At 33.3% G+C, this 20,666-nt stretch carries 15 protein-coding genes; 11 read left to right on the forward strand and 4 right to left on the reverse strand.

Annotation, left to right across the window (positions count from 1 at the left end; all coding sequences use genetic code 11):
• Window positions 1–88: 88 nt before the first annotated feature.
• Entirely contained in the window at window positions 89–457 is a 369-nt protein-coding gene (locus UMM65_RS07785; protein WP_321975934.1) for an endonuclease domain-containing protein, read from the forward strand.
• Window positions 458–710: 253 nt separating this feature from the next.
• Here the strand turns inward: UMM65_RS07785 and UMM65_RS07790 are convergent, their stop codons facing one another.
• Both UMM65_RS07790 and pheT read right to left on the reverse strand, forming a co-directional pair.
• Complete coding sequence (locus UMM65_RS07790) at window positions 711–1,727, reverse strand: quinone-dependent dihydroorotate dehydrogenase (protein ID WP_321975935.1); 1,017 nt, start codon at window positions 1,725–1,727, stop codon at window positions 711–713.
• A gap of 113 nt (window positions 1,728–1,840) precedes the next feature.
• On the reverse strand, window positions 1,841–4,273 hold the full coding sequence (pheT, locus tag UMM65_RS07795; protein ID WP_321975936.1) for a phenylalanine--tRNA ligase subunit beta: 2,433 nt from the start codon (window positions 4,271–4,273) through the stop codon (window positions 1,841–1,843).
• A 153-nt stretch (window positions 4,274–4,426) separates the two neighbouring features.
• On the opposite strand from pheT, the gene UMM65_RS07800 reads away from it, so the two are divergent.
• From UMM65_RS07800 to UMM65_RS07810, 3 genes are all read left to right on the forward strand, one after another.
• The gene (locus UMM65_RS07800) at window positions 4,427–6,202 is read left to right on the forward strand and encodes an AMP-dependent synthetase/ligase (RefSeq protein ID WP_321975937.1); all 1,776 of its coding nucleotides are present in this window, start codon (window positions 4,427–4,429) and stop codon (window positions 6,200–6,202) included.
• A 96-nt stretch (window positions 6,203–6,298) separates the two neighbouring features.
• Window positions 6,299–8,023, forward strand: a complete 1,725-nt coding sequence (locus tag UMM65_RS07805; protein ID WP_321975938.1) for a DNA polymerase III subunit gamma/tau — start codon at window positions 6,299–6,301, stop codon at window positions 8,021–8,023.
• A gap of 2 nt (window positions 8,024–8,025) precedes the next feature.
• Window positions 8,026–8,607 carry a MiaE family protein gene (locus UMM65_RS07810; protein ID WP_321975939.1) on the forward strand — a complete coding sequence of 194 codons (582 nt, stop codon included), beginning with the start codon at window positions 8,026–8,028 and terminating at the stop codon, window positions 8,605–8,607.
• A gap of 528 nt (window positions 8,608–9,135) precedes the next feature.
• Here UMM65_RS07810 and UMM65_RS07815 read toward each other — a convergent pair.
• Window positions 9,136–9,471: a DUF4870 domain-containing protein gene (locus UMM65_RS07815; RefSeq protein WP_321975940.1), complete on the reverse strand. Its 336-nt coding sequence runs from the start codon at window positions 9,469–9,471 to the stop codon at window positions 9,136–9,138.
• 186 nt (window positions 9,472–9,657) lie between these two features.
• On the opposite strand from UMM65_RS07815, the gene mnmE reads away from it, so the two are divergent.
• A complete protein-coding gene (gene mnmE / locus UMM65_RS07820; protein ID WP_321975941.1) occupies window positions 9,658–11,070 on the forward strand; it encodes a tRNA uridine-5-carboxymethylaminomethyl(34) synthesis GTPase MnmE in 1,413 nt (470 codons plus the stop codon).
• Between the two features lie 241 nt (window positions 11,071–11,311).
• On the forward strand, window positions 11,312–11,557 hold the full coding sequence (locus UMM65_RS07825) for a CBU_0592 family membrane protein (protein ID WP_321975942.1): 246 nt from the start codon (window positions 11,312–11,314) through the stop codon (window positions 11,555–11,557).
• Window positions 11,558–11,559: 2 nt separating this feature from the next.
• On the opposite strand, the gene UMM65_RS07830 is transcribed toward UMM65_RS07825, so the two are convergent.
• Window positions 11,560–12,171 carry a TetR family transcriptional regulator gene (locus UMM65_RS07830; RefSeq protein WP_321975943.1) on the reverse strand — a complete coding sequence of 204 codons (612 nt, stop codon included), beginning with the start codon at window positions 12,169–12,171 and terminating at the stop codon, window positions 11,560–11,562.
• A 191-nt stretch (window positions 12,172–12,362) separates the two neighbouring features.
• Here UMM65_RS07830 and UMM65_RS07835 point away from each other — a divergent pair, with 191 nt between their 5' ends.
• The 5 genes from UMM65_RS07835 to UMM65_RS07855 all read left to right on the forward strand — a co-directional run bounded on the left by UMM65_RS07835 (window position 12,363) and on the right by UMM65_RS07855 (window position 20,480).
• Entirely contained in the window at window positions 12,363–15,608 is a 3,246-nt protein-coding gene (locus tag UMM65_RS07835; RefSeq protein WP_321975944.1) for a SusC/RagA family TonB-linked outer membrane protein, read from the forward strand.
• 26 nt (window positions 15,609–15,634) lie between these two features.
• The gene (locus UMM65_RS07840; protein ID WP_321975945.1) at window positions 15,635–17,413 is read left to right on the forward strand and encodes a RagB/SusD family nutrient uptake outer membrane protein; all 1,779 of its coding nucleotides are present in this window, start codon (window positions 15,635–15,637) and stop codon (window positions 17,411–17,413) included.
• A 30-nt stretch (window positions 17,414–17,443) separates the two neighbouring features.
• On the forward strand, window positions 17,444–18,292 hold the full coding sequence (locus tag UMM65_RS07845) for a Calx-beta domain-containing protein (protein WP_321975946.1): 849 nt from the start codon (window positions 17,444–17,446) through the stop codon (window positions 18,290–18,292).
• 154 nt (window positions 18,293–18,446) lie between these two features.
• Entirely contained in the window at window positions 18,447–19,529 is a 1,083-nt protein-coding gene (locus tag UMM65_RS07850; protein ID WP_321975947.1) for an endonuclease/exonuclease/phosphatase family protein, read from the forward strand.
• Between the two features lie 24 nt (window positions 19,530–19,553).
• Entirely contained in the window at window positions 19,554–20,480 is a 927-nt protein-coding gene (locus tag UMM65_RS07855; protein ID WP_321975948.1) for a metallophosphoesterase family protein, read from the forward strand.
• Window positions 20,481–20,666: the final 186 nt, after the last annotated feature.

A 20,666-nucleotide genomic window follows, 5' to 3' on the forward strand; every position in this document is an offset into this window, starting at 1 on the left:
CAAATTATATATCTTTGAAAAAAATCATACCTCGTAACGAGCGAATTCATTCCCCTCTTCGTCTGAAGAGGGGAGCTAAAAAAATAAAATGACAGCTAAAAAAGTACATACAAAAATTGAACTAAAAGCCTACAGGAAAAAGCTAAGATCAAATTTAACGCCTGCAGAAGCATTTCTTTGGAAACATTTAAAATCCAAACAACTAGACGGAAAACGATTTACAAAACAACATAGTATAGGAAGTTACATTGTCGATTTCTATTGTGCTTCTCAAAAATTGATAATTGAACTAGATGGCGAGGCACATAACAACCCAGCCGCTCAAGAATATGATGCTAAACGAACTGATTATTTAAACAAGTTAAACTATACTGTAATTAGGTTTGAAAACAAACTCGTTTTTGACCAATTGCTAGCCGTACTCAAAGAAATTAAGAGTAATTTTAAATATGAATAAGAAATTGTGAATTTTGAAAATTTCAAAAAAATAATAATAGTAAGGCTCCTCCCTTCATCTGAAGGGAGGTGGATTCCGCTTGCGGAAGACGGAAGGTTTGAAAGCCTAAGTTCTAGCTTTCAAACTCCCCTTTCTTCGCTCAAGAAAACTCCCTCAAAGTGAAAATGATTCTCGAATTGAGAGAATTCATTCCCCTTACTGAATCAAGTTCAGCACAGGCTTTCGTCTGAAGAGGGGAGCTAAAAAAGTAAATTTATGTTTTTGCCAACAATCGATTAATCTGCTTTACCAATTTAGGGCCTTCGTAGATAAACCCTGTGTAAACTTGAACCAAATCTGCACCAGCCTTAATTTTTTCTAGAGCATCCTGTGCCGAATGGATGCCACCAACACCAATAATTGGAAAAGCTTTGTCAGATTTATCCGCCAAAAAACGAATAACTTCTGTAGAGCGATTGGTTAAAGGTTTTCCACTAAGTCCACCAACTTCAGTTTTGTTTTCAGATTGTAAACCATCTCTTGAAATTGTGGTATTTGTAGCGATTACACCGTCAATTTTCGTTGTTTTTACAATATCAATAATATCCAACAATTGAGTATCAGTTAAATCGGGAGCAATTTTTAGTAAAATAGGTTTTCTTTTGGATTTTTTGATGTTTTCTAATTGCAAGGTATTGAGCAACTTTGTCAAAGGTTCTTTTTCTTGTAAGTCTCTTAAATTAGGCGTGTTGGGTGAGCTTACATTCACTACAAAATAATCTACAACGTCAAATAATTTATTAAAACAGATGATATAATCATCAATGGCATTTTCATTGGGTGTTACCTTGTTTTTACCAATATTTCCACCAATAATTACATCTGTTTTCTTCTTTTTTAAGCGTTTTACTGCTGAATCAACACCTTCATTGTTAAATCCCATTCTGTTGATAATTGCACCATCTTCCTTTAATCGAAATAACCGTTTTTTAGGGTTTCCAGCTTGTGGTTTTGGAGTTACGGTTCCTATTTCTACAAATCCGAACCCGTAATAAGAAAATTCATCAAATAATAATGCATTCTTGTCCATTCCAGCGGCCAAACCAACGGGATTTTTAAAAGTAAGCCCAAACAACTCACGTTCTAATTTTTTATCTTCTACTTTAAAATTACTTTTAACGGTAGCTTTTACAAAGGGTAGTTTAAAGCTACTTTTTATAAAAGAAAATGTAAAATGGTGGACTTTTTCAGGATTGAATAAAAAAAGTACTTTTCGGATGAGTTTATACATAAAACTGGATAAATGTTAAGTGATTTATAGACACGAATTCACGAATTATAAAACTAACTACTAAAAAAATACCACAAATTCCCTTCCCTTTGGGAAGGGCTAGGGATGGGATATTAAGCTCTTAATTCCGCTTTTAGTTTATTTTCAAACGTCTGTTGCAATTTTTTCATAACTCCATCTATTTGTTTGTCTGTCAACGTCTGTTTATCATCTTGTAACATAAAACTTACGGCATAAGATTTTTTATTTTCAGGTAATTTATCACCCTCGTAAACATCAAACAAATCGACCGATTTTAATAGTTGTTTATCTGTTTGAAATGCCAAATGGTAAATTTCATTAAAAGTTATCTGTTTATCCAATAATAAAGAGAAGTCCCTTTTTACCGACGGAAATTTGGTTAAGTCCGTAACTTTTAATGTTTTATTTTTAATAAATTGAAGCATGGCATCCCAATTAAAATCTGCGTAAAGTACTTCTTGCTTAATCCCAAATTGTTTGGTAATGTTTGACTTCACTACTCCAAAATCAACCAGTGTTTTTTTGCCAACTTGCAACGAAATACCTTCAGAAAATAAAGCATTTTCAATTGGTCCTGATTTATATGAGTTGATACCAACACGTTCCAAAACACTTTGAACGATTCCTTTACCAAAAAAGAAATCTGATTTTTTAGTTTCAACCAACCAATTATTATCGTTTCTGTTACCAGAAATCAATATAGAAATATGCTTTTGTTCTTCATATTTACCATCAAATTTATGATAGGTATTACCAAATTCAAACAATTTTAAGTCGCTATTTTTCCTATTGATATTATAAGCCACAGCTTCCAATCCGCTAAAAAGCAACGTTTGCCTCATTACGGACAAATCAGTACTTAACGGATTTAGCATTTTTACATTTTGCTTACTGTTGATTTGATCAGAATAGTCTTCATAGTCAGGACTTGTCAACGAATTTGCCATCATTTCATAAAATCCTTGACTAGCCAATTGGTCAGCAATTAGATTTTGTAATTTATTGGCATCTGGTTTTGGAACATATGAAATTGAAGTATTTAACTTTGGTGAGGTTTTGATATTATTATAGCCATAAACCCTTAAAATTTCTTCAATAATGTCCGCTTCTCTCGTAACATCTGTACGATATGCTGGAATGGTCAATCCCAAACCAGAATCAGTTTGATTGTTGATTTTTATATCTAACGATGCCAAAATATTCTTAATGGTATCTGGTTTTAGCTCTTCGCCGATCAATTTTTCAGCTTTATCAAAAGAAAAACGAACTTGATGATCTTCAATTTTATTTGGGTAAATATCTACCAAGTCAGAAGAAATTTTACCTCCTGCAATTTCTTCAATTAATAGAGCAGCTCTTTTTAAGGCGTAATCTGTGATATTGGGATCAATTCCTCGTTCAAAACGAAAGGAAGCATCTGTGTTTAATCCAAATCTTTTGGCCGTCTTACGAATAGAAACCTGATCAAAATAAGCACTTTCTAAAAATATCGCAGTTGTATTTTCTGTAACACCAGAATCTAAACCACCATAAACACCACCTATACATAAAGGATTTGAGTCGCCATCGCAAATCATAATATCATCTTTATGCAATTTTTGTGTTTCACCATCTAACGTTACAAACTCTGTATCTTTCGGTAAATTTTTGACTTTAATTTTATTGCCTTTAATTTTTGCGGCATCAAAAGCATGTAGTGGTTGACCCAGTTCATGCAATACATAATTGGTTATATCAACTATATTGTTAATTGGATTTACGCCAATAGCTTTTAATTTATCTTGCATCCATTTTGGAGAATCCTCAACTTTAATTCCCGAAATAGTAACACCTGCATAACGTGGAACTTGCTTTTTATTTGCAACTTCTACCTGAATTTTTAGCGAACGTATATCAACATCAAAGCGACTTACAGAAGGGGTTATTAATTCCTTATTTATATTTTGATGTAATAGACCTGCTCTTAAATCTCGTGCTACTCCAAAATGGCTCATCGCATCAGAGCGATTCGGTGTTAACCCAATTTCAAAAACATAATCTGTAGAAATTTCAAAAAGTTCAGCGGCCGGAATGCCTATTTTAGTTTTCTTGTCGAGCACTAAAATTCCGTCGTGGCTATCACCCAAACCGAGTTCATCTTCGGCACAAATCATTCCATGACTTGCCTCTCCTCTAATATTTCCTTTTTTGATTTTGAATCCGTTACCCTCATTATCATACAATGTAGTCCCAACTGTTGCTACGGGTACTTTCTGTCCAGCGGCCACGTTGGGTGCACCACAAACAATTTGCAATGGCTCTCCATTACCCAAATCAACAGTAGTTATTTTTAATCTATCTGCGTTGGGATGCTTTTCACAAGTTAAAACCTTACCCACAATTATTCCTTCTAGGCTTCCCTTAACGGATTCCACCTTTTCAATACCCTCTACTTCCAAGCCCAAATCGGTCAATAATTCACCAACTTTTTCAGCATCTAAATCAATCTTTAAAAATTGTTGTAACCAACTGTAAGAAATCTTCATTTAATTGTTTTTTATGGTTTGCAAAGATAATCAATCCATTTTAGTAGTAGCAAAAGCCTATTCATAAATTTTAACATTTAAATCCAAAACAAACTAAGGCACTTGTATAATCTCGTTAATTTTTATACTTTGCAATACTCAAACTACAAAAATATGCCCATAGAAATTACCAGATTATTTGATTTTCCTTATTATCAATTGGAGAAATACAATTTAGATGCTGCTTTAGTAACTAAGTATGATGGAAAATGGGTAAAAACATCTACTAAGGAATATCTTGATAAAGCCAATGCAGTAAGTAGGGCTTTATTAAAAATGGGCATAAAAAAAGGCGATAAAATCGCTGTAATTTCTTCCACAAACAGAACGGAATGGAATATTACTGATATTGGCATTTTACAAACAGGTGCTCAAAGTATCCCTATTTATCCAACCATTTCTGCCGAAGATTATGAATATGTGCTGAACCATAGCGAATCTATCTATTGCTTTGTTTCTGATAGTGAGGTTTTGGAAAAAGTTAATAAAATTAGAGCGAATACTAAATTAAAAGAGGTTTATTGTTATGATCGAATCGAAGGTTGTAAACATTATTCAGAATTATTTGAACTAGGTAAAGATACGAGCAATCAACCTGAGTTAGAACAAAGAAAAAACGAGGTTTTAGAAACCGATTTGGCTACAATAATTTACACCTCTGGCACAACGGGAAAACCAAAAGGCGTAATGCTATCTCATAAAAATATTGTAAGCAATGCCCTTGATAGTGAACCTAGATTGCCTTTAATTGATGGAGAAACAAGAGTGCTTAGCTTTTTACCCATCTGTCATATTTTTGAAAGATTATTGATTTATCTATATCAATACAATGGATGCTCAATATATTTTGCAGAGAGTTTGGATAAAATTGGTGATAACGTAAAAGAAATACAACCCCACTTAATGAGTGTGGTACCTCGATTGTTGGAAAAGGTTTATGATAAAATCTATGCCAAAGGCGGTGAACTATCTGGAATTAAAAAGAGCTTGTTTTATTGGGCTGTTGAGTTAGGCGAAAAGTACGAACCTTATGGAGCTAATGGCTGGTGGTACGAATTTAAATTAAAAATTGCCCGAAAACTGATTTTTAGCAAATGGCAAGAAGCCTTAGGCGGTAATTTAGATACTATGGTATCTGGGAGTGCTGCGTTAAACCCTAAATTGGCACGTATATTTTGTTCAGCGGGTATGTATGTAATGGAAGGTTATGGACTTACTGAAACGTCGCCCGTGGTTACTGTTAACATGTATAAAGACAATATGTTTAGAATTGGAACTGTTGGTAAACCTATCAGAAATGTAGAAGTAAAAATTGCAGATGACGGTGAAATTTTGATAAAAGGCTCCAACGTAATGATGGGTTATTATAAAGACCCTGAAAAAACTGCAAGCGTAATGACTGGAGATTATTTCCATACAGGAGACAAAGGAGAAATTGACAATGATGGTTTCTTAAAAATAACGGGGCGTAAAAAAGAAATGTTCAAAACTTCTGGTGGTAAATACGTTATCCCTACGTTATTAGAGAACAAATTGAAGGAATCACAATTCATTGAACAAGTAATGGTTGTTGGTGAAGGTGAAAAAATGCCAGCGGCCCTAATACAACCAAACTTTGAATTTATTACGGAATGGTCCTTAAAAAAACATAAAGAAATTGGTACTAACAATTCGGAAATAATCACTAATGAAATGGTTATTGAGCGTATTAAAAAAGAAGTTGATAAATGCAATAAAGGTTTTGGCAAATGGGAACAAATAAAACGTTTTGAGCTTACACCTGACGTTTGGAGTATTGACAGCGGACACCTAACACCCACCATGAAAATGAAACGATCCGTTATTAAAGAAATATATAAAGATTTATACGATAAAATATATACTAATTAATACCTTTGTGTTTGCAAGTTCAGTGTTTTGAGTTCGGAGTTCAGAGTTCCAGATTCAATTGGAATTTGAATTTTGTATTTGAATTTTCTCGTTTTTATGGAACATTTTATAGTATCAGCACGGAAATACAGACCTCAGGTTTTTGATGATGTTGTGGGGCAAAAGGCCATTACCAACACGCTGGAAAACGCTATAAAAAACAATCATTTAGCACAAGCATTATTATTTACAGGGCCGCGAGGTGTAGGTAAAACCACCTGTGCCAGAATTTTAGCGAAAAGAATTAATCAGGCAAATGTAGATAAAATAGACCCGGACGAAGATTTTGCCTTTAATATTTTTGAGCTGGATGCCGCTTCTAATAATTCTGTGGATGACATTCGTAACTTAACCGATCAGGTTCGTATTCCACCACAAACAGGAAAGTACAAAGTATATATTATTGATGAGGTACACATGCTTTCACAAGCGGCTTTTAATGCTTTTTTGAAAACTTTGGAAGAACCACCTGCTCACGCTATTTTTATTTTGGCAACTACAGAAAAGCACAAAATTATACCAACCATCTTATCAAGATGTCAAATATTTGATTTTAAAAGAATTGGGGTTGTTGACATTAAAGATTACCTACATAAAATAGCCAAGGAAGAAAATATAAAAGCTGATGATGATGCTTTACATATTGTAGCCCAAAAGGCAGATGGGGCTTTACGTGATGCTCTTTCTATTTTCGATAGAGTGGTAAGTTTTTCCAATGACAATATTACCAGACAAGCAGTTGCAGAAAATCTAAATGTTTTAGATTACGATTCTTACTTTAAAATTACAGATCTAATCCTTGAAAATAATATTCCCCAAGTATTAATCTCGTTTAATGAAATTTTAGCAAAAGGTTTTGAAGGACACCATTTTATAGCAGGCTTGGCCTCACATTTTAGAGATCTACTAGTCGCTAAAGATAGTGTTACAATTCCGTTGCTAGAAGTGGGAGATGCTACCAAAAAACAATATGACGAACAAAGTAAAAAGTGCGAAGTTTCATTTTTATTAAAAGGGATAGATTTAGCCAATGATTGCGATTTAAAATATAAAAGTAGTAAAAACCAACGCTTATTGGTTGAATTGACTTTAATGCAATTGGCATCGATTACTTTTCCAAACACGGACGAAAAAAAAAAGCGTAAAAACTACATAATCCCTGCAATACATTTTATAAGTACCGCTAAAACAAAAGAAAAGAAAGTCGTTAAAAAACAAATACCTACAAGCCCAGCTCTTGAAACTACATCAAAAGAAATTAAAAAAACTAGGATAGAACAAAAACCGACTACTGAAAAACCTGTTTTAACAACTAGAACCAATAGAAGATCATCTGCACTTTCCTTAAATAGTGTTCATAAAAAGAAAAGCACTTCCAAAAAATTAAGTGACGAAGTTGAAGATAACACCAATAAGCCCAAAGATGATTTTACTGAAATTCAATTTTTAGAATTATGGCAAAATCAAATCAAAAAATTAGAGAAAAAAGGAGTTAAAAATTTAGTGGCTATTTTAAATGCCGACCTCCCTAAAGTTAAGGATAATAAGATATACCTTACTATGCCTAGCGGAATGATGAAAACAGAACTTTTAAAAGCAAAACCAAAATTGTTACGGCACTTTCGTGAAAAATTAAACAATTACAGTATAGATTTTGTTATAAAAGTAAATGAGGAAAATCAGAAAAAATACGTCTATACACCTCAGGAGAAATACAATAAACTGCTAGAAAAAAATAAAGCATTGGCAAAACTGAAAAGTAAATTTAAATTGGACTTATAGTTATGTTAGGACTCAAATTTGAAACCGAGACATCTTGGGCAGAAATTGCAAAAAACGATTTACAACAGATTTTAACAGATCATGCTTTTTTAGAGCAAAAAGCAGCATCTAACGCAGTCTCCATTATTATAAATTACTCCGAAGAAACCGAATTGGTATCCGCGATGAGCGAAATTGCCATTGAAGAAATGCAACATTTTAAAATGGTCCATGATTTAATGAAAGCCAGAGGGATGGTTTTAGGTAGAGCTCAACGAAATGATTATGCCAAAGATTTACAATCCTATTTTGTAAAAACAAAGGACCGAACTGAGGCCTTGATACAACGATTATTGGTTGCCGCCCTTATAGAAGCCAGAAGTTGCGAGCGTTTTAAAGTTTTTTCAGAAAATTTGGAAGATCAAGAATTATCAGATTTTTATAAAGACTTGATGATTTCTGAGGCGAATCACTATACCTTATTCTTAGGTTTTGCACGAAAATATCAAGACAAAAAAATTGTAAATAAAAAATGGAACAATTTATTGGCATTCGAAGCCGAGTTGATGAAAAAAAGTGGCAAAACAGCTAAAGTTCATGGTTAAGCCGATACACAATTTAGAATAACAATAGTAAAAATCTGTGAGAAATAGAAACTCTATAAAATAGTAAGGAGAAAAGTTACTTGTAGTGTTAAGCTCATACTTAACTTTTCACTTCTCTCCTTTCTCCCCTGAGTTGAACTCCTAAGAGTAATGCTTTTATTTTTAAATACCTTTTTAAGTTTTAATAGAAGGAGAAAAGCTACTTGTAGATTTTGAATCTTCATTCAATAGTTTCACTTCTCTCCTTTCTCCCCTAATTTTAGTATTATGATAGTATAACGTAGTATTTCTTATTCTATTATATCTTATAATATCATAATATTACAAAACAAATGTATGTACTAGAGCAATACCAGTCAATAGTGTAATTGGGTGTTTTTAAAAATCAAGGAAAATGGGTAGTTTTTTAACTTTTATATAAAATGCTGAATATCAGATATTTGAATTCTTCAAATTGATATAGAATTCTAATTTCATTAAAAATAAGTTAAAAATTCACTAAAAATAATTTTTAAAAATAGTTTCTAATTATACAATTTTTAAGGAAAATGGGTAGTTTGGTCGTTCTCCGTTACTTGCTTTTATTGCATTTATAATTGGAAAAATAAAATAAAAAATACCGATTATCAAGAATCCAAGCAGTCCTAATCCAAATAATAGTATCAACGGAACGCATATTATCATATAAATAATCATGCTCAATCTGAAGTTGATAATAGATTTACCGTGCTCGTCCATAGTATAAACTTTATCTCTATTTGTTAACCAAATAAATAAAGGTACTAAAAATCCGCCAACTAGTGTGACTAAATCTAATAATTGACTTAAATGTGTAATGACTAATAATTGATTATTTTGTTTCATGATGTTTTTTTTTTAGAGTGTTTAGCCTCACCCGCAACTTCTAAAAAGAAGTTACGACCTCTCCCGAGAAGATGTAAAAGAGGAGTGTTTCATAATTATATGACGATTATTTTAAAAGAATGTTACAAACATAGTCTAACTAAGCACCCATAAAACTAGAGAATTTGCTACTTTTGTGTAGAAGATATGAATACTCAAGACACTATTATTGCATTAGCTACCCCTTCGGGTTCCGGAGCTATTTCGGTTATAAAATTATCAGGTAATAATGCTATTTCAATTGTAAATCAGTTTTTCAATTCTATCCACGATAAAAAATTAATTAATCAAAAAACACATACTGTCCACTTGGGTCATGTTGTTGATGGAGAGCGTGTTATAGATGAAGTATTGGTTTCGCTATTTAAAAACCCACAGTCTTATACTGGTGAAGATGTTGTCGAAATTTCTTGCCATGGTTCTCTGTACATACAACAGGAAATTATTCAATTATTTTTACAAAATGGTTGTAGAATGGCAGATGCAGGTGAATTTACCTTACGAGCTTTTCTTAACGGAAAATTAGATTTAAGTCAGGCAGAAGCTGTTGCTGATTTAATCGCTTCAGATTCTAAAGCCTCACATCAAATTGCCATGCAGCAAATGCGAGGTGGTTTTTCTAATGAAATTGAAAGCTTACGACAAGACTTGCTGAATTTTGCTTCTTTAATAGAGTTGGAACTAGATTTTTCTGAAGAAGATGTTGAATTTGCCAACAGAGGTGATTTTCAGAAATTAATAACGAAAATTTCTACTGTTTTAAAAAGATTGATTGAGTCTTTTGCTTTCGGCAATGTATTAAAGAATGGTATACCTGTTGCTATAATCGGTGAACCAAATGTTGGAAAATCTACACTTTTAAATGCACTGCTAAATGAAGAAAAAGCTATAGTTAGTGCTATTGCTGGTACTACAAGAGATGCTATTGAAGACGAATTAATAATTGAAGGTGTGGCGTATCGTTTTATTGATACTGCAGGAATTAGAGATACAACTGATGAAATCGAAAATATAGGAATTAAAAAAACCTTTGAAAAAACAGCCCAGGCACAATTGATTATTTATTTATTCGATGCTTCTATAATAAGAAAGAAAACAGAACTAGAAAGTGCTCAACTATTACAAATGATAGTCAATGAAATTAAAAAAGTTTCTAATAAATTTCCAGATAAAAAAATGCTTATTCTGGCCAATAAATCTGATTTACTTTCAGAAAAGGAAATGAATCAAATTGAAAAGTTAATTAAAAATACCTTATTTATTTCTGCAAAAGAAAATGAAGGAATTAATGAACTTAAAAATCACTTAACTGATTTATCTAATATGGGAGCATTGAGTAACAATCAAACTATTGTTAGTAACAGTCGCCATTTTGAAGTATTGAACAAAGCATTAATCGAAATTAAAAATGTGCAAAAGGGTATTGACAACAATATAAGTTCTGATTTAATTGCTATTGACATCCGTCAAGCTCTTCAATATTTGGGTGAAATTACTGGTAAAGTGACCAATGAGGATTTACTTGGTAATATTTTTGCTAATTTTTGTATCGGGAAGTAGCCAAATTTTGCACCTATTAACTCTTAAGACGATGAGTGGTATATGAATATATAATTACAAATGAAAAATTATTTATTATTCGTAGTGAGAAGTTTAGTGAGATTGCCTTTGGCAATATCGACAGACTTAAAGATAAGTAAAAACTCTATTTAGAAAATTGATTCTTATAAGAATATTATTAAATCATACAATTTCTCAATTTTCTGAGTATCTTTCCAAGCAAATTACAAAACTATAAATTTTGAATATATTCGAAATCATTGGCTGGATAGGCTCTGCACTATTTATCATTTCTTATTTTCTCTTAAGTATTAAGAAACTGAAAGCTGATAAAATTTCCTATCAATTAATGAACGTGTTGGGTGGTTTATGTCTTGTAATTTCGGCGTACAGTACAAAAGACCGTCCTAATTTGTTTACAAATTTGGTTTGGATGTTTATAGGTGTCTTTGCTATTGTACAAATTGTAAGAAGCAGAGTTAAGTGAAGTTAGCTTAAAGCTGGTTTTTTTGTTAATTTTAGTAGGTCGAGAGCTGTATGTTTGTATTCGTTTAACTTCTCCATATAAACTTCATCAAGATCAAATAAAGACAAATAATAGTAGGCCCCTTCAACTATAATGAATATTAAATCTGCGGTTTTTTTAGAATCTTCTATATCAACTTCCCCATTATTTTTAGCTTCTTCTATAACTTCACTTAGTAAAAGCCTTAAATTCTCATGAAGTTCCCGATAAGCGGTTTTAATTTTATCATTTCTAAAAATCAATGCAAAAGAACTGTAAAAAACACTATCATCAATAAGCTCGTTCCATTCTCTTGAAAATAAATTATCAACCAAGCGTACAATATGAGATTCTCCTTCTAGTATAGAGCTGGCGGATAGGTAAATCTGACGGTAACGTTCCAAAATATAATTAATTAGTCCAAATATTAAATCATCTTTAGAATTAAAATAATGTAACACCAAACTTGTATTAACCCCCATTTCTTTAGCAACCTTTGCCAAAGAAGCATTTTCCAAACCCTCCTTTTGAGCTACTTTATAAAATGCTTCTATAATCTCTTTTTGTCTTATATTCTTTAAGCTTTTGCGTCCCATAGATATTACAAATTTAACATAAACTTTACAAAAATAATACTTTTTTTTAAAATTGATTGATTATTCAATCAAAATATTTTATTACTTTAGCCGAAAATTATTTTTGCTTATATAATTTATCATAGGTAATAGCCACTGTTAATCATGTAAAATTTAAAATTAATATTAATAAACAACCTTAATTATTTTTTATGAAAAGAGCAACAAAGGGTTACATCCTTTTAAAAGGTAGAAACAATTTTAAAGTATTGAGCTTTTTACTCCTTATACTTTTTGTTCACCAAGGATGGGCTCAATCAATTAAAATCAATGGTACCGTTAAAGATGCTGAGACTAATCAGCCTTTACCTGGAGCCAGTGTTTTAATCAAAGGAACTACCATTGGGGTAGAAACTGATTTTGATGGAAATTATACTATTGATGTCCCTTCAAAGGAAGCGGTACTCAAGTTTTCATTCGTAAGTTTTCAGACTCAAGAAATTGTAGTTGGCGATAAAACTACTATAAATGTTACTTTACAAGTAGATTCTCAATCTTTGGAAGAAGTAGTTGTAGTCGGCTATGGTACGCAGAAAAAGGTAAACTTGTCTGGTTCAGTTGAGGTAGTTGACATGAAAAAATTAGAAGACAGACCGACTGCAAACGTCTCGCAGGGACTTCAAGGTACTGTAGCTAACTTAAATATTACATTTGCAAATGGTGCCCCTGGTGGTACAGCAAGTATTAATATAAGGGGTTATACTTCTATAAATGGCGGAAGTCCATTGGTTTTGATTGATGGTGTACCCTCTTCTGAGGAAGACTTAACCCGTATGAATCCAGATGACATCGCCTCAATATCGGTATTAAAAGATGCTTCTTCAGCCGCTATTTATGGTGCAAGAGCTGCTTTTGGTGTTTTATTGGTAACCACTAAAGAAGGTGGTAAAAATAAAATTACATATTCTAATTCTTTAATATGGGGTAAACCAACCATAACTCCTGACCCTATTACCGATCCTTATATTTTTTCCAGATTACTGGATATTTCTACAAATAACACACCATGGGATTATGTTAATTATACAGATGAAACGTATGCTTGGGCAAGAGATAGATCTAACGACCCTACGGTGCCAAATGTACGATTAGATCCTCAAAACCCGGACAGATGGCAATATATGGGTGATACTAATTGGAACGATTATTTCTTTAATAAGTCTGCTTTTTCTCAAAATCACAACGTTTCCATGAGCGGAAAGAAAGTAATTGTAGATCCTGATACAAAAAAATCAGAATCAATAGGTTATTATTTATCTGCAAACCATACAGTTGAGAATGGATTGAATAGGTTAGCGGAAGATGTTTGGGAGCGTAACGCTATCCGAAGTAAAATTAATCTGGAACCGTATGAGTGGATGGATTTTGAAAACAATACTTTTTTATCATTAACAAAAAGGAATTTACCTACCTATGGTCTTACGAATGTTTACAATTTAAGGCCTACTGACGTTGTAAAAAACCCTGATGGAAGTTGGGCAAATACAAATGCAGGTCGTGCAGCTGCCAGAATGATTGACGGAGGAAAAACTGAAATTAATGATACCGGAATACAGACAACCAATAAATTAAATATATACTTATTTGACAGAGCGTTAAAATTGACGGCTGAACATACATACAAAAAAGATACTGACAGAAGACATTGGGATGGTACTAAATATAAAATAGGTTACGGACCAAATGATATAAGGGAACAAGTTAATGAAGACTATGCGTATGAGGCGATAGGAGAAAATATTTACAATGTCTTAAATTTATATGCCACCTATACAAAAGAGTTTAATAAACATAATTTTACGGGTCTGATAGGTTATAATAAGGAAGTAAATAAGTACGAGTGGTTTTCAGCCAATAGAGATGATTTAATTTCATCTGATTTACCTAATTTAGCCTTAGCAACAGGAGATCAAACTGTAGGTTGGTTCTACTCTGATTGGGCTATAAATGGAATTTTCGGTAGGTTAAACTACATTTTCAATGAAAGATACATTTTGGAACTAAATGGAAGATATGATGGTTCGTCAAGATTTCCAAAATCTAACCGCTATGGTTTTTCCCCTTCGTTATCAGCTGCTTGGATAGTAAGTAAAGATTTAGGAGAGTCAGTTACTGATGTAATGAACCATTTAAAATTAAGAGCCTCTAGAGGTTCGTTAGGAAATCAAAATGTCGGTAATTATGGCTATATAAACTCATTAGGAACTGGACAATCTGGCTATTTAATTGACGGTGATTACCCGAAAGCAGTATATGCTCCTGGGCTGGGAGTAAACCCAGACAATTATACCTGGGAAAAAGTAGTTACTACAAACTTCGGGGTAGATATGGGCTTTTTTAATAGTGCATTAAACCTTTCCTTTGATTATTACACTAGAAATACCATAGGTATGCTTACTGAAAGCCAAGAGCTACCTGGTGTTTTAGGTACCAATCCTCCAGATGCGAATGCAGCTGATTTGCAAACTAGAGGTTGGGAGCTTACCTTAGGCTATAAACACAGTACACAGTTGGGTGGAAGTCCTTTTAGTTTTGGTACATCTCTAATATTATCTGATAGTAAATCAAGAATTACAAGGTTTGATAATGATGGCCAATTATTTTCTCAATGGAGAGAAGGTCAAGATATCGGTGAAATTTGGGGCTTAGAAAATGATGGCCTCTTTGAAACACAAGATGAAATTGATCAATTAGATCAATCTGCAATTGTACCATGGGGTGCTTTAAGTATTGTACCGGGTTGGCCTAAATATGTAGATCAAGACGGTGATGGTAAGATTTTAAGAGGTCAATCTGCCACAGATCCGAAAGATTTAAAACTTATAGGAAATACGCAACCAAGATACCAAATAGGTTTCAACTTAAATGCATCATGGAAAGGATTTGACTTTAGTAGTTTCTTACAAGGTATTGGTAAAAGAGATTACTATCCGACAAATTATTTATTTTGGGGAGCCTACCAACAACCTTATGCAAATATGTATCCTCATTTACTTGATTTCTATAGAGCTACTTCAGATAGCGATGCTCTAAGAGCTCAGCATTCACAGTCATATATTGATGCTGGGTTAGCGGATGCTAATACTGATTCCGAATATCCAGTGTTACAGAGTTGGTTGGCAGATTCAAATTATGGTGCAGGGTTAGATATCCCTCAAACTAAATATTTAAAAAGTGCAGCATATTTAAGAGTTAAAAATATTACGTTGGGTTATACATTGCCAGAAACACTTTTAGAGAAAATAAAAGTTTCTCAATTGCGATTTTTTGTTACGGGCGAAAACATCTATGAATGGTCAAATATCAAAAAGTTTGTTGATCCTGAAGCTACGGGTAGCAGAGGTTATGCTTATCCATTTCACCGAAAGTTATCCGTAGGTATGAATATTACTTTTTAAAAAGTACAACTTAAAAAAACAAAACAATGAAAAATAAACAATTAATAATACTAATAACTTTAGGACTGTTCGTTGCAAGTTGTAATGATGATTTTTTAGACACGGCACCTGAGGCTCAAATTGCTAAAGAGAATTTCTTTAATTCTGAATCTGACTTGCAATTGTACATTAACGGAATACATTCTGTTCCCGGCGGAGGATCACTTTTTTTAGGAGATCAAGGAACTGATGATATGGCTACCACAGGAGCCGTTGAAATCAAAAATATAATGGTAGGTACTCCAAGTGCAGAAACTATTACCTCAGGATGGTCTTGGAGCAGATTGAGAAGTATCAACTTATTTTTAGAAAATTTTGGAAAAGCTGATGTAGAAGAGAATGTTAAAAATCACTTTGAAGGTTTAGCGAAGTACTATAGGGCTGAATTTTATTTTGACAAAGTAAAAAGATATTCAGATGTACCATGGTATTCAAAAACGTTGAATCCTGATGATGAGGATTTGTTCAAACCGAGAGACCCAAGGGCAATGGTTGTTGATAGTATTATGAGCGATATCCGTTTTGCCTCGGAGAACATTAAAGAAGATGTTGAATTGGGAAATATCCATAAATGGGCAGCCTTGTTGCTAGAGGCTAGAATTGCATTGTATGAAGGGACATTTAGAAAATATCATCCTGAATTAGGCCTAGAAGGTACTGCAAATAAATATTTAGAAATAGCTGTGAGTGCCGTTCAAGAATTAATGGATTCAGGTGAATTTCAAATTTATAATACTGGTAGTCCGACTACAGATTATCAAACGCTGTTTCAATCAGAAAACTTAGTAGGTAACTCAGAAGTTATTTTGATAAATGTTTATGATGTTGAAAAAAATAGAACTAGTGGTTGGGGTACGGCATTTGGTAATTACGAGCAAAGCCCTTCAAAAGCATTAATGAATACCTACTTAATGAAAGATGGAACACGTTTTAGTGACAAACCAGGATATAGTACACTCACCTTTGTTGAGGAGTTTGAAGACAGAGATCCAAGACTTGCACAGACTTTTGTTTATCCAGGATGGGTCAGGGCAGGAAGTACTAATGCATATGTTCAGGAGTTAAATAAAAATTTTACAGGTTATCACCAACATAAAGGCATTAATAATACCGTAGAAAGTGCTGGAGATGATGTAGCAGCATACAGGTATGCAGAGGCCTTACTAATTTATGCCGAAGCTAAAGCCGAGTTGGGTACGCTCACACAAGAAGATTTAGACATAACCGTAAACAAACTTAGACAAAGAGTAGGTTTGCCAAATTTAGATTTGGGTGCGGCAAATACTGATATAGATCCTATTTTAGAGAGTAATTATCCTAATGTAAGCGGAGCAAATAAAGGCGTAATTTTAGAAATTAGAAGAGAAAGAAGAGTGGAATTTGCAGCGGAAGGATTTAGGTTTGACGATGTAATGAGATGGCATGCAGGTAAAATTTTAGAAACCATACCTCAAGGAATGTACTTTCCAGGGTTAGGTAAATATGATATGACAGGAGATGGGGTTGATGATATTCATATTATACCGAGCAGTGATGACATTCCGGTGCCAAAAGAAACAAACTCATTAGGAGTTGATCTAATATATTATAAAGCTGGAGAATTTGGAGATCCGGCCGCAAGCCTTCTTTTAAGCAACGGAACATCTGGTTATATGGTAACTTCAACGACACCTCAAACTTTTGAAGAACCTAAGTATTATTACCGCCCAATACCGGCACATCAGGTAGCGTTAAATCCAGAATTAAAACAAATAATGGGCTGGTAATGTTTTTAAATAATTAAAAATTTTAAAAAAATGAAAACTTTTAAATTAGTAATATTTTTCTTTCTGTACATATTAGCAATAGGCTGTAACAACTCAGTTGAACTGTATGACTTTGAAAGATATAAGTTTGTATCATTTATAGATGCAGAAGTTACGGTTTCGGAGACCTATACCGCTGAAAACGGGTCTGATTACCCTATATATTTAAGATACGATGGTAGTGTTTTAGAAGAAGACTTTAGTGTTAACTTAAAAGTAACAGGAAATAATGCTAGTGAAGGTACAGATTATTCGGTAAATAGCACAGAAGTAATTTTTAAGGCAGGTGAAATAAAATCTGAACCTTTCAATCTCACACTTATTGACGATTTGTTGAATAGTGAAGAAGATAGAAGTCTAGAGATTACAATAGAAAGCGTTAGTTTACCAAACGTTGACATTGGTGTAGGTATTGTTAATCAGAGCAATAAATCAATAATTGTAAATATATTAGATAATGAGTGTAGTGAGACTGTTGATATTTTTAATTCATCAAATATTGTGAATTCTTCAGGTGGTCATATAGTTACAGGCACTGTAAATGGGTCAGTTGTTTCATTAACAGGCAATTTGATAAATTACGGTCCTTTTCCTAATGCTAATTTAGAGATAACGCTTACTCCTACAGTTGATGGAGGATCCTCTGGTGCAGCTACGTTCAGTGATTTTGACGCGGGTACTGACAATGGTGGATACGTCTATCAATTTAGGCAAAATGGAGAGGGTACTTATGATGTTTGCTCTGGTGAAATTTCTGTCAGTATCGACGTTTATTATGAGAGTGGAGGAAGCTGGGTATTTTGGTATACATCAACCAGTATATTTTCAATAGGGGAATAAAAAGTTTATTTGAGTTAGTTTATCTATAAGCAAAGAGGAAATCATTTTCTCTTTGCTTATTTTAAACTTATAGTTGTAGCAATTCATAAATTCTACCACGTCAGTCTAAACCTTTTGCCAAGATCAAGTCGAATAAAAAAATAAACAGTTACAGATGGAAAGAATAGCAATTATCTTAATTTTATGTATGGTTGGATTGGTAAGCTGCAATTCAAGCAATGCACAGAAAGAAATACCTGAAGAGGTTGAAGAAACCAAACTGCCGGACTTTAAGGGAGACATTAAGGTGCTGTCCCTGAACACTTGGCAAGAAGGATCAATCGTAGATGGGGGATTTCAGGCTGTTGCAGATGTAATAGTTCAGACCGATGCGGATATTGTAATGCTCAGTGAAATACGAAATTATAATAATACGATTTTTAGCAAACGTATTTTAGATGAATTAAAAAGTAGAGGAAGTGTTTATTATTCCTATAATTCTGGTAAATCACCACTATTGCTATCAAAATTCCAAATTGTTTCAAACCCATCATTAAATTCAACATCTCTAGCAAAGTGTATTATTAAATTAGATGAAAATACTCAGATTGCTGTGTACGCGGCACATCTTGATTATACACATTATGCATGTTATCTACCAAGAGGTTATAATGGAATAACCTGGGAAAAATTACCATCACCAATTTTAGATGTAGATAAAATATTAAAACAAAATATAGACTCTAAACGTGATGAAGCTATTGCAATATTTGTAGATGACGCTTTAAAAGAAAAAGACAAAGGAAATTTAGTGCTATTGGGAGGTGATTTTAACGAACCCTCGCATTTGGATTGGACAGAAGTTTCAAAGAATCTTTTTGACCATAACGGAACGGTAGTTCCTTGGCACAACAGCATAACGTTAAAAGAAAAAGGCTTTGTAGATTCTTATCGTGAAAAATATCCTAACCCTGTTACACATCCTGGTATTACTTGGCCTGCCAATAATACCAATGTGGAACTGTCTAAATTAATTTGGGCCGCCGAGGCCGATGAAAGAGATCGGATCGACTTTATTTATTACCATCCGGAAAATAATATAAGTCTTAAAAATGTTACCATTGTTGGCCCTATGGGTGCTATTGTTAAAAGTGAACGCGTTGCAACAAATCCGGGAGAAGATCAATTCATTGAACCTAAAGGAATTTGGCCTTCAGATCATAAAGGCGTACTCGCTGTTTTTGATATTAATAATTAGTATAATTTCAAGAAAAATATAATTATGTCTAAACCTAACAATACCAAGAGAAGACAATTTATAAAGAAAATGGGATTGGTTGCTGGTGTTTCGGCTTTCACTCCAATAACGTTATCCGCTCAGAATAGTACTGCTAAGAATAATGAAAAAAGGGTGCTGCGAGTTGCTCATATAACTGATATTCATATGTCAGCCGATAATGATGCCCCAAATCGATTTAAAAAATGCTTGACTGAAATAAAAGAGCATAAAGTTGACTTTTTTCTTAACGGAGGAGACACGATTATGGCGGCAGATTATAGTGACATTACTCGTGAAAGCGTATTAGAACAATGGAAACTTTGGGATGACTTAAAGCAGGAATTTAAAGGATACGAAATGTACAGTTGCCTTGGCAATCACGATATGTGGTGGGCGGCTCCCGATAAGACGGATGCCATGTACGGTAAAGACTATGTAATTAAAAGAATGGAAATGCAAAGTAGATATTATAGTGTTACCAAAAACGGTTGGCATTTTATAATATTAGATAGTAATAATGCCAATGCAGGTTCTTTAGACCAAGAGCAACGCAAATGGCTAGAAAATGAATTGAATACATTACCAAAAGGTGCTTCAGTAATGGTGATGACCCATTACCCAATTTTGGGTGTAACCACAATTCCTTATGGCGGAAATCATACCGATAGTAAATATATTACCAAATTATTCTACCAGCATCAAGATAAAAACATACATTGTATTAGTGGTCACATGCATTTGCTAGATACAGCTGTTTATAATAATGTCCATTATTATTGCAACGGCTCTATGAGCGGATTTTGGTGGGGAGAAGGCGATAAAGATTCTGCAGGCAAATGTTGGTACCACGAAACACCTCCCGGGTATTCTATTATCGATTTTTTCGAAGATGGCTCAATCAACAATACGTATTATCCTCATGCTTATTGATAATTGAGTACCGAATATCTAAATTTGGAAGATTGACAATAGCTTTTCCTGAAGTTTGGTATATAATTGAGGCATTTTAAGATGCTTTTAGGACAACTAGCCCTTCGTTCATTATAGATGTCTTTATTAATTTGCCCATTTTTGAAACAAATATTCGTGAAGAAAATTAATCGTTCATCGAAAGAG

The organism is Aureibaculum koreense (assembly GCF_034296135.1).
Lineage (GTDB): Bacteria > Bacteroidota > Bacteroidia > Flavobacteriales > Flavobacteriaceae > Aureibaculum.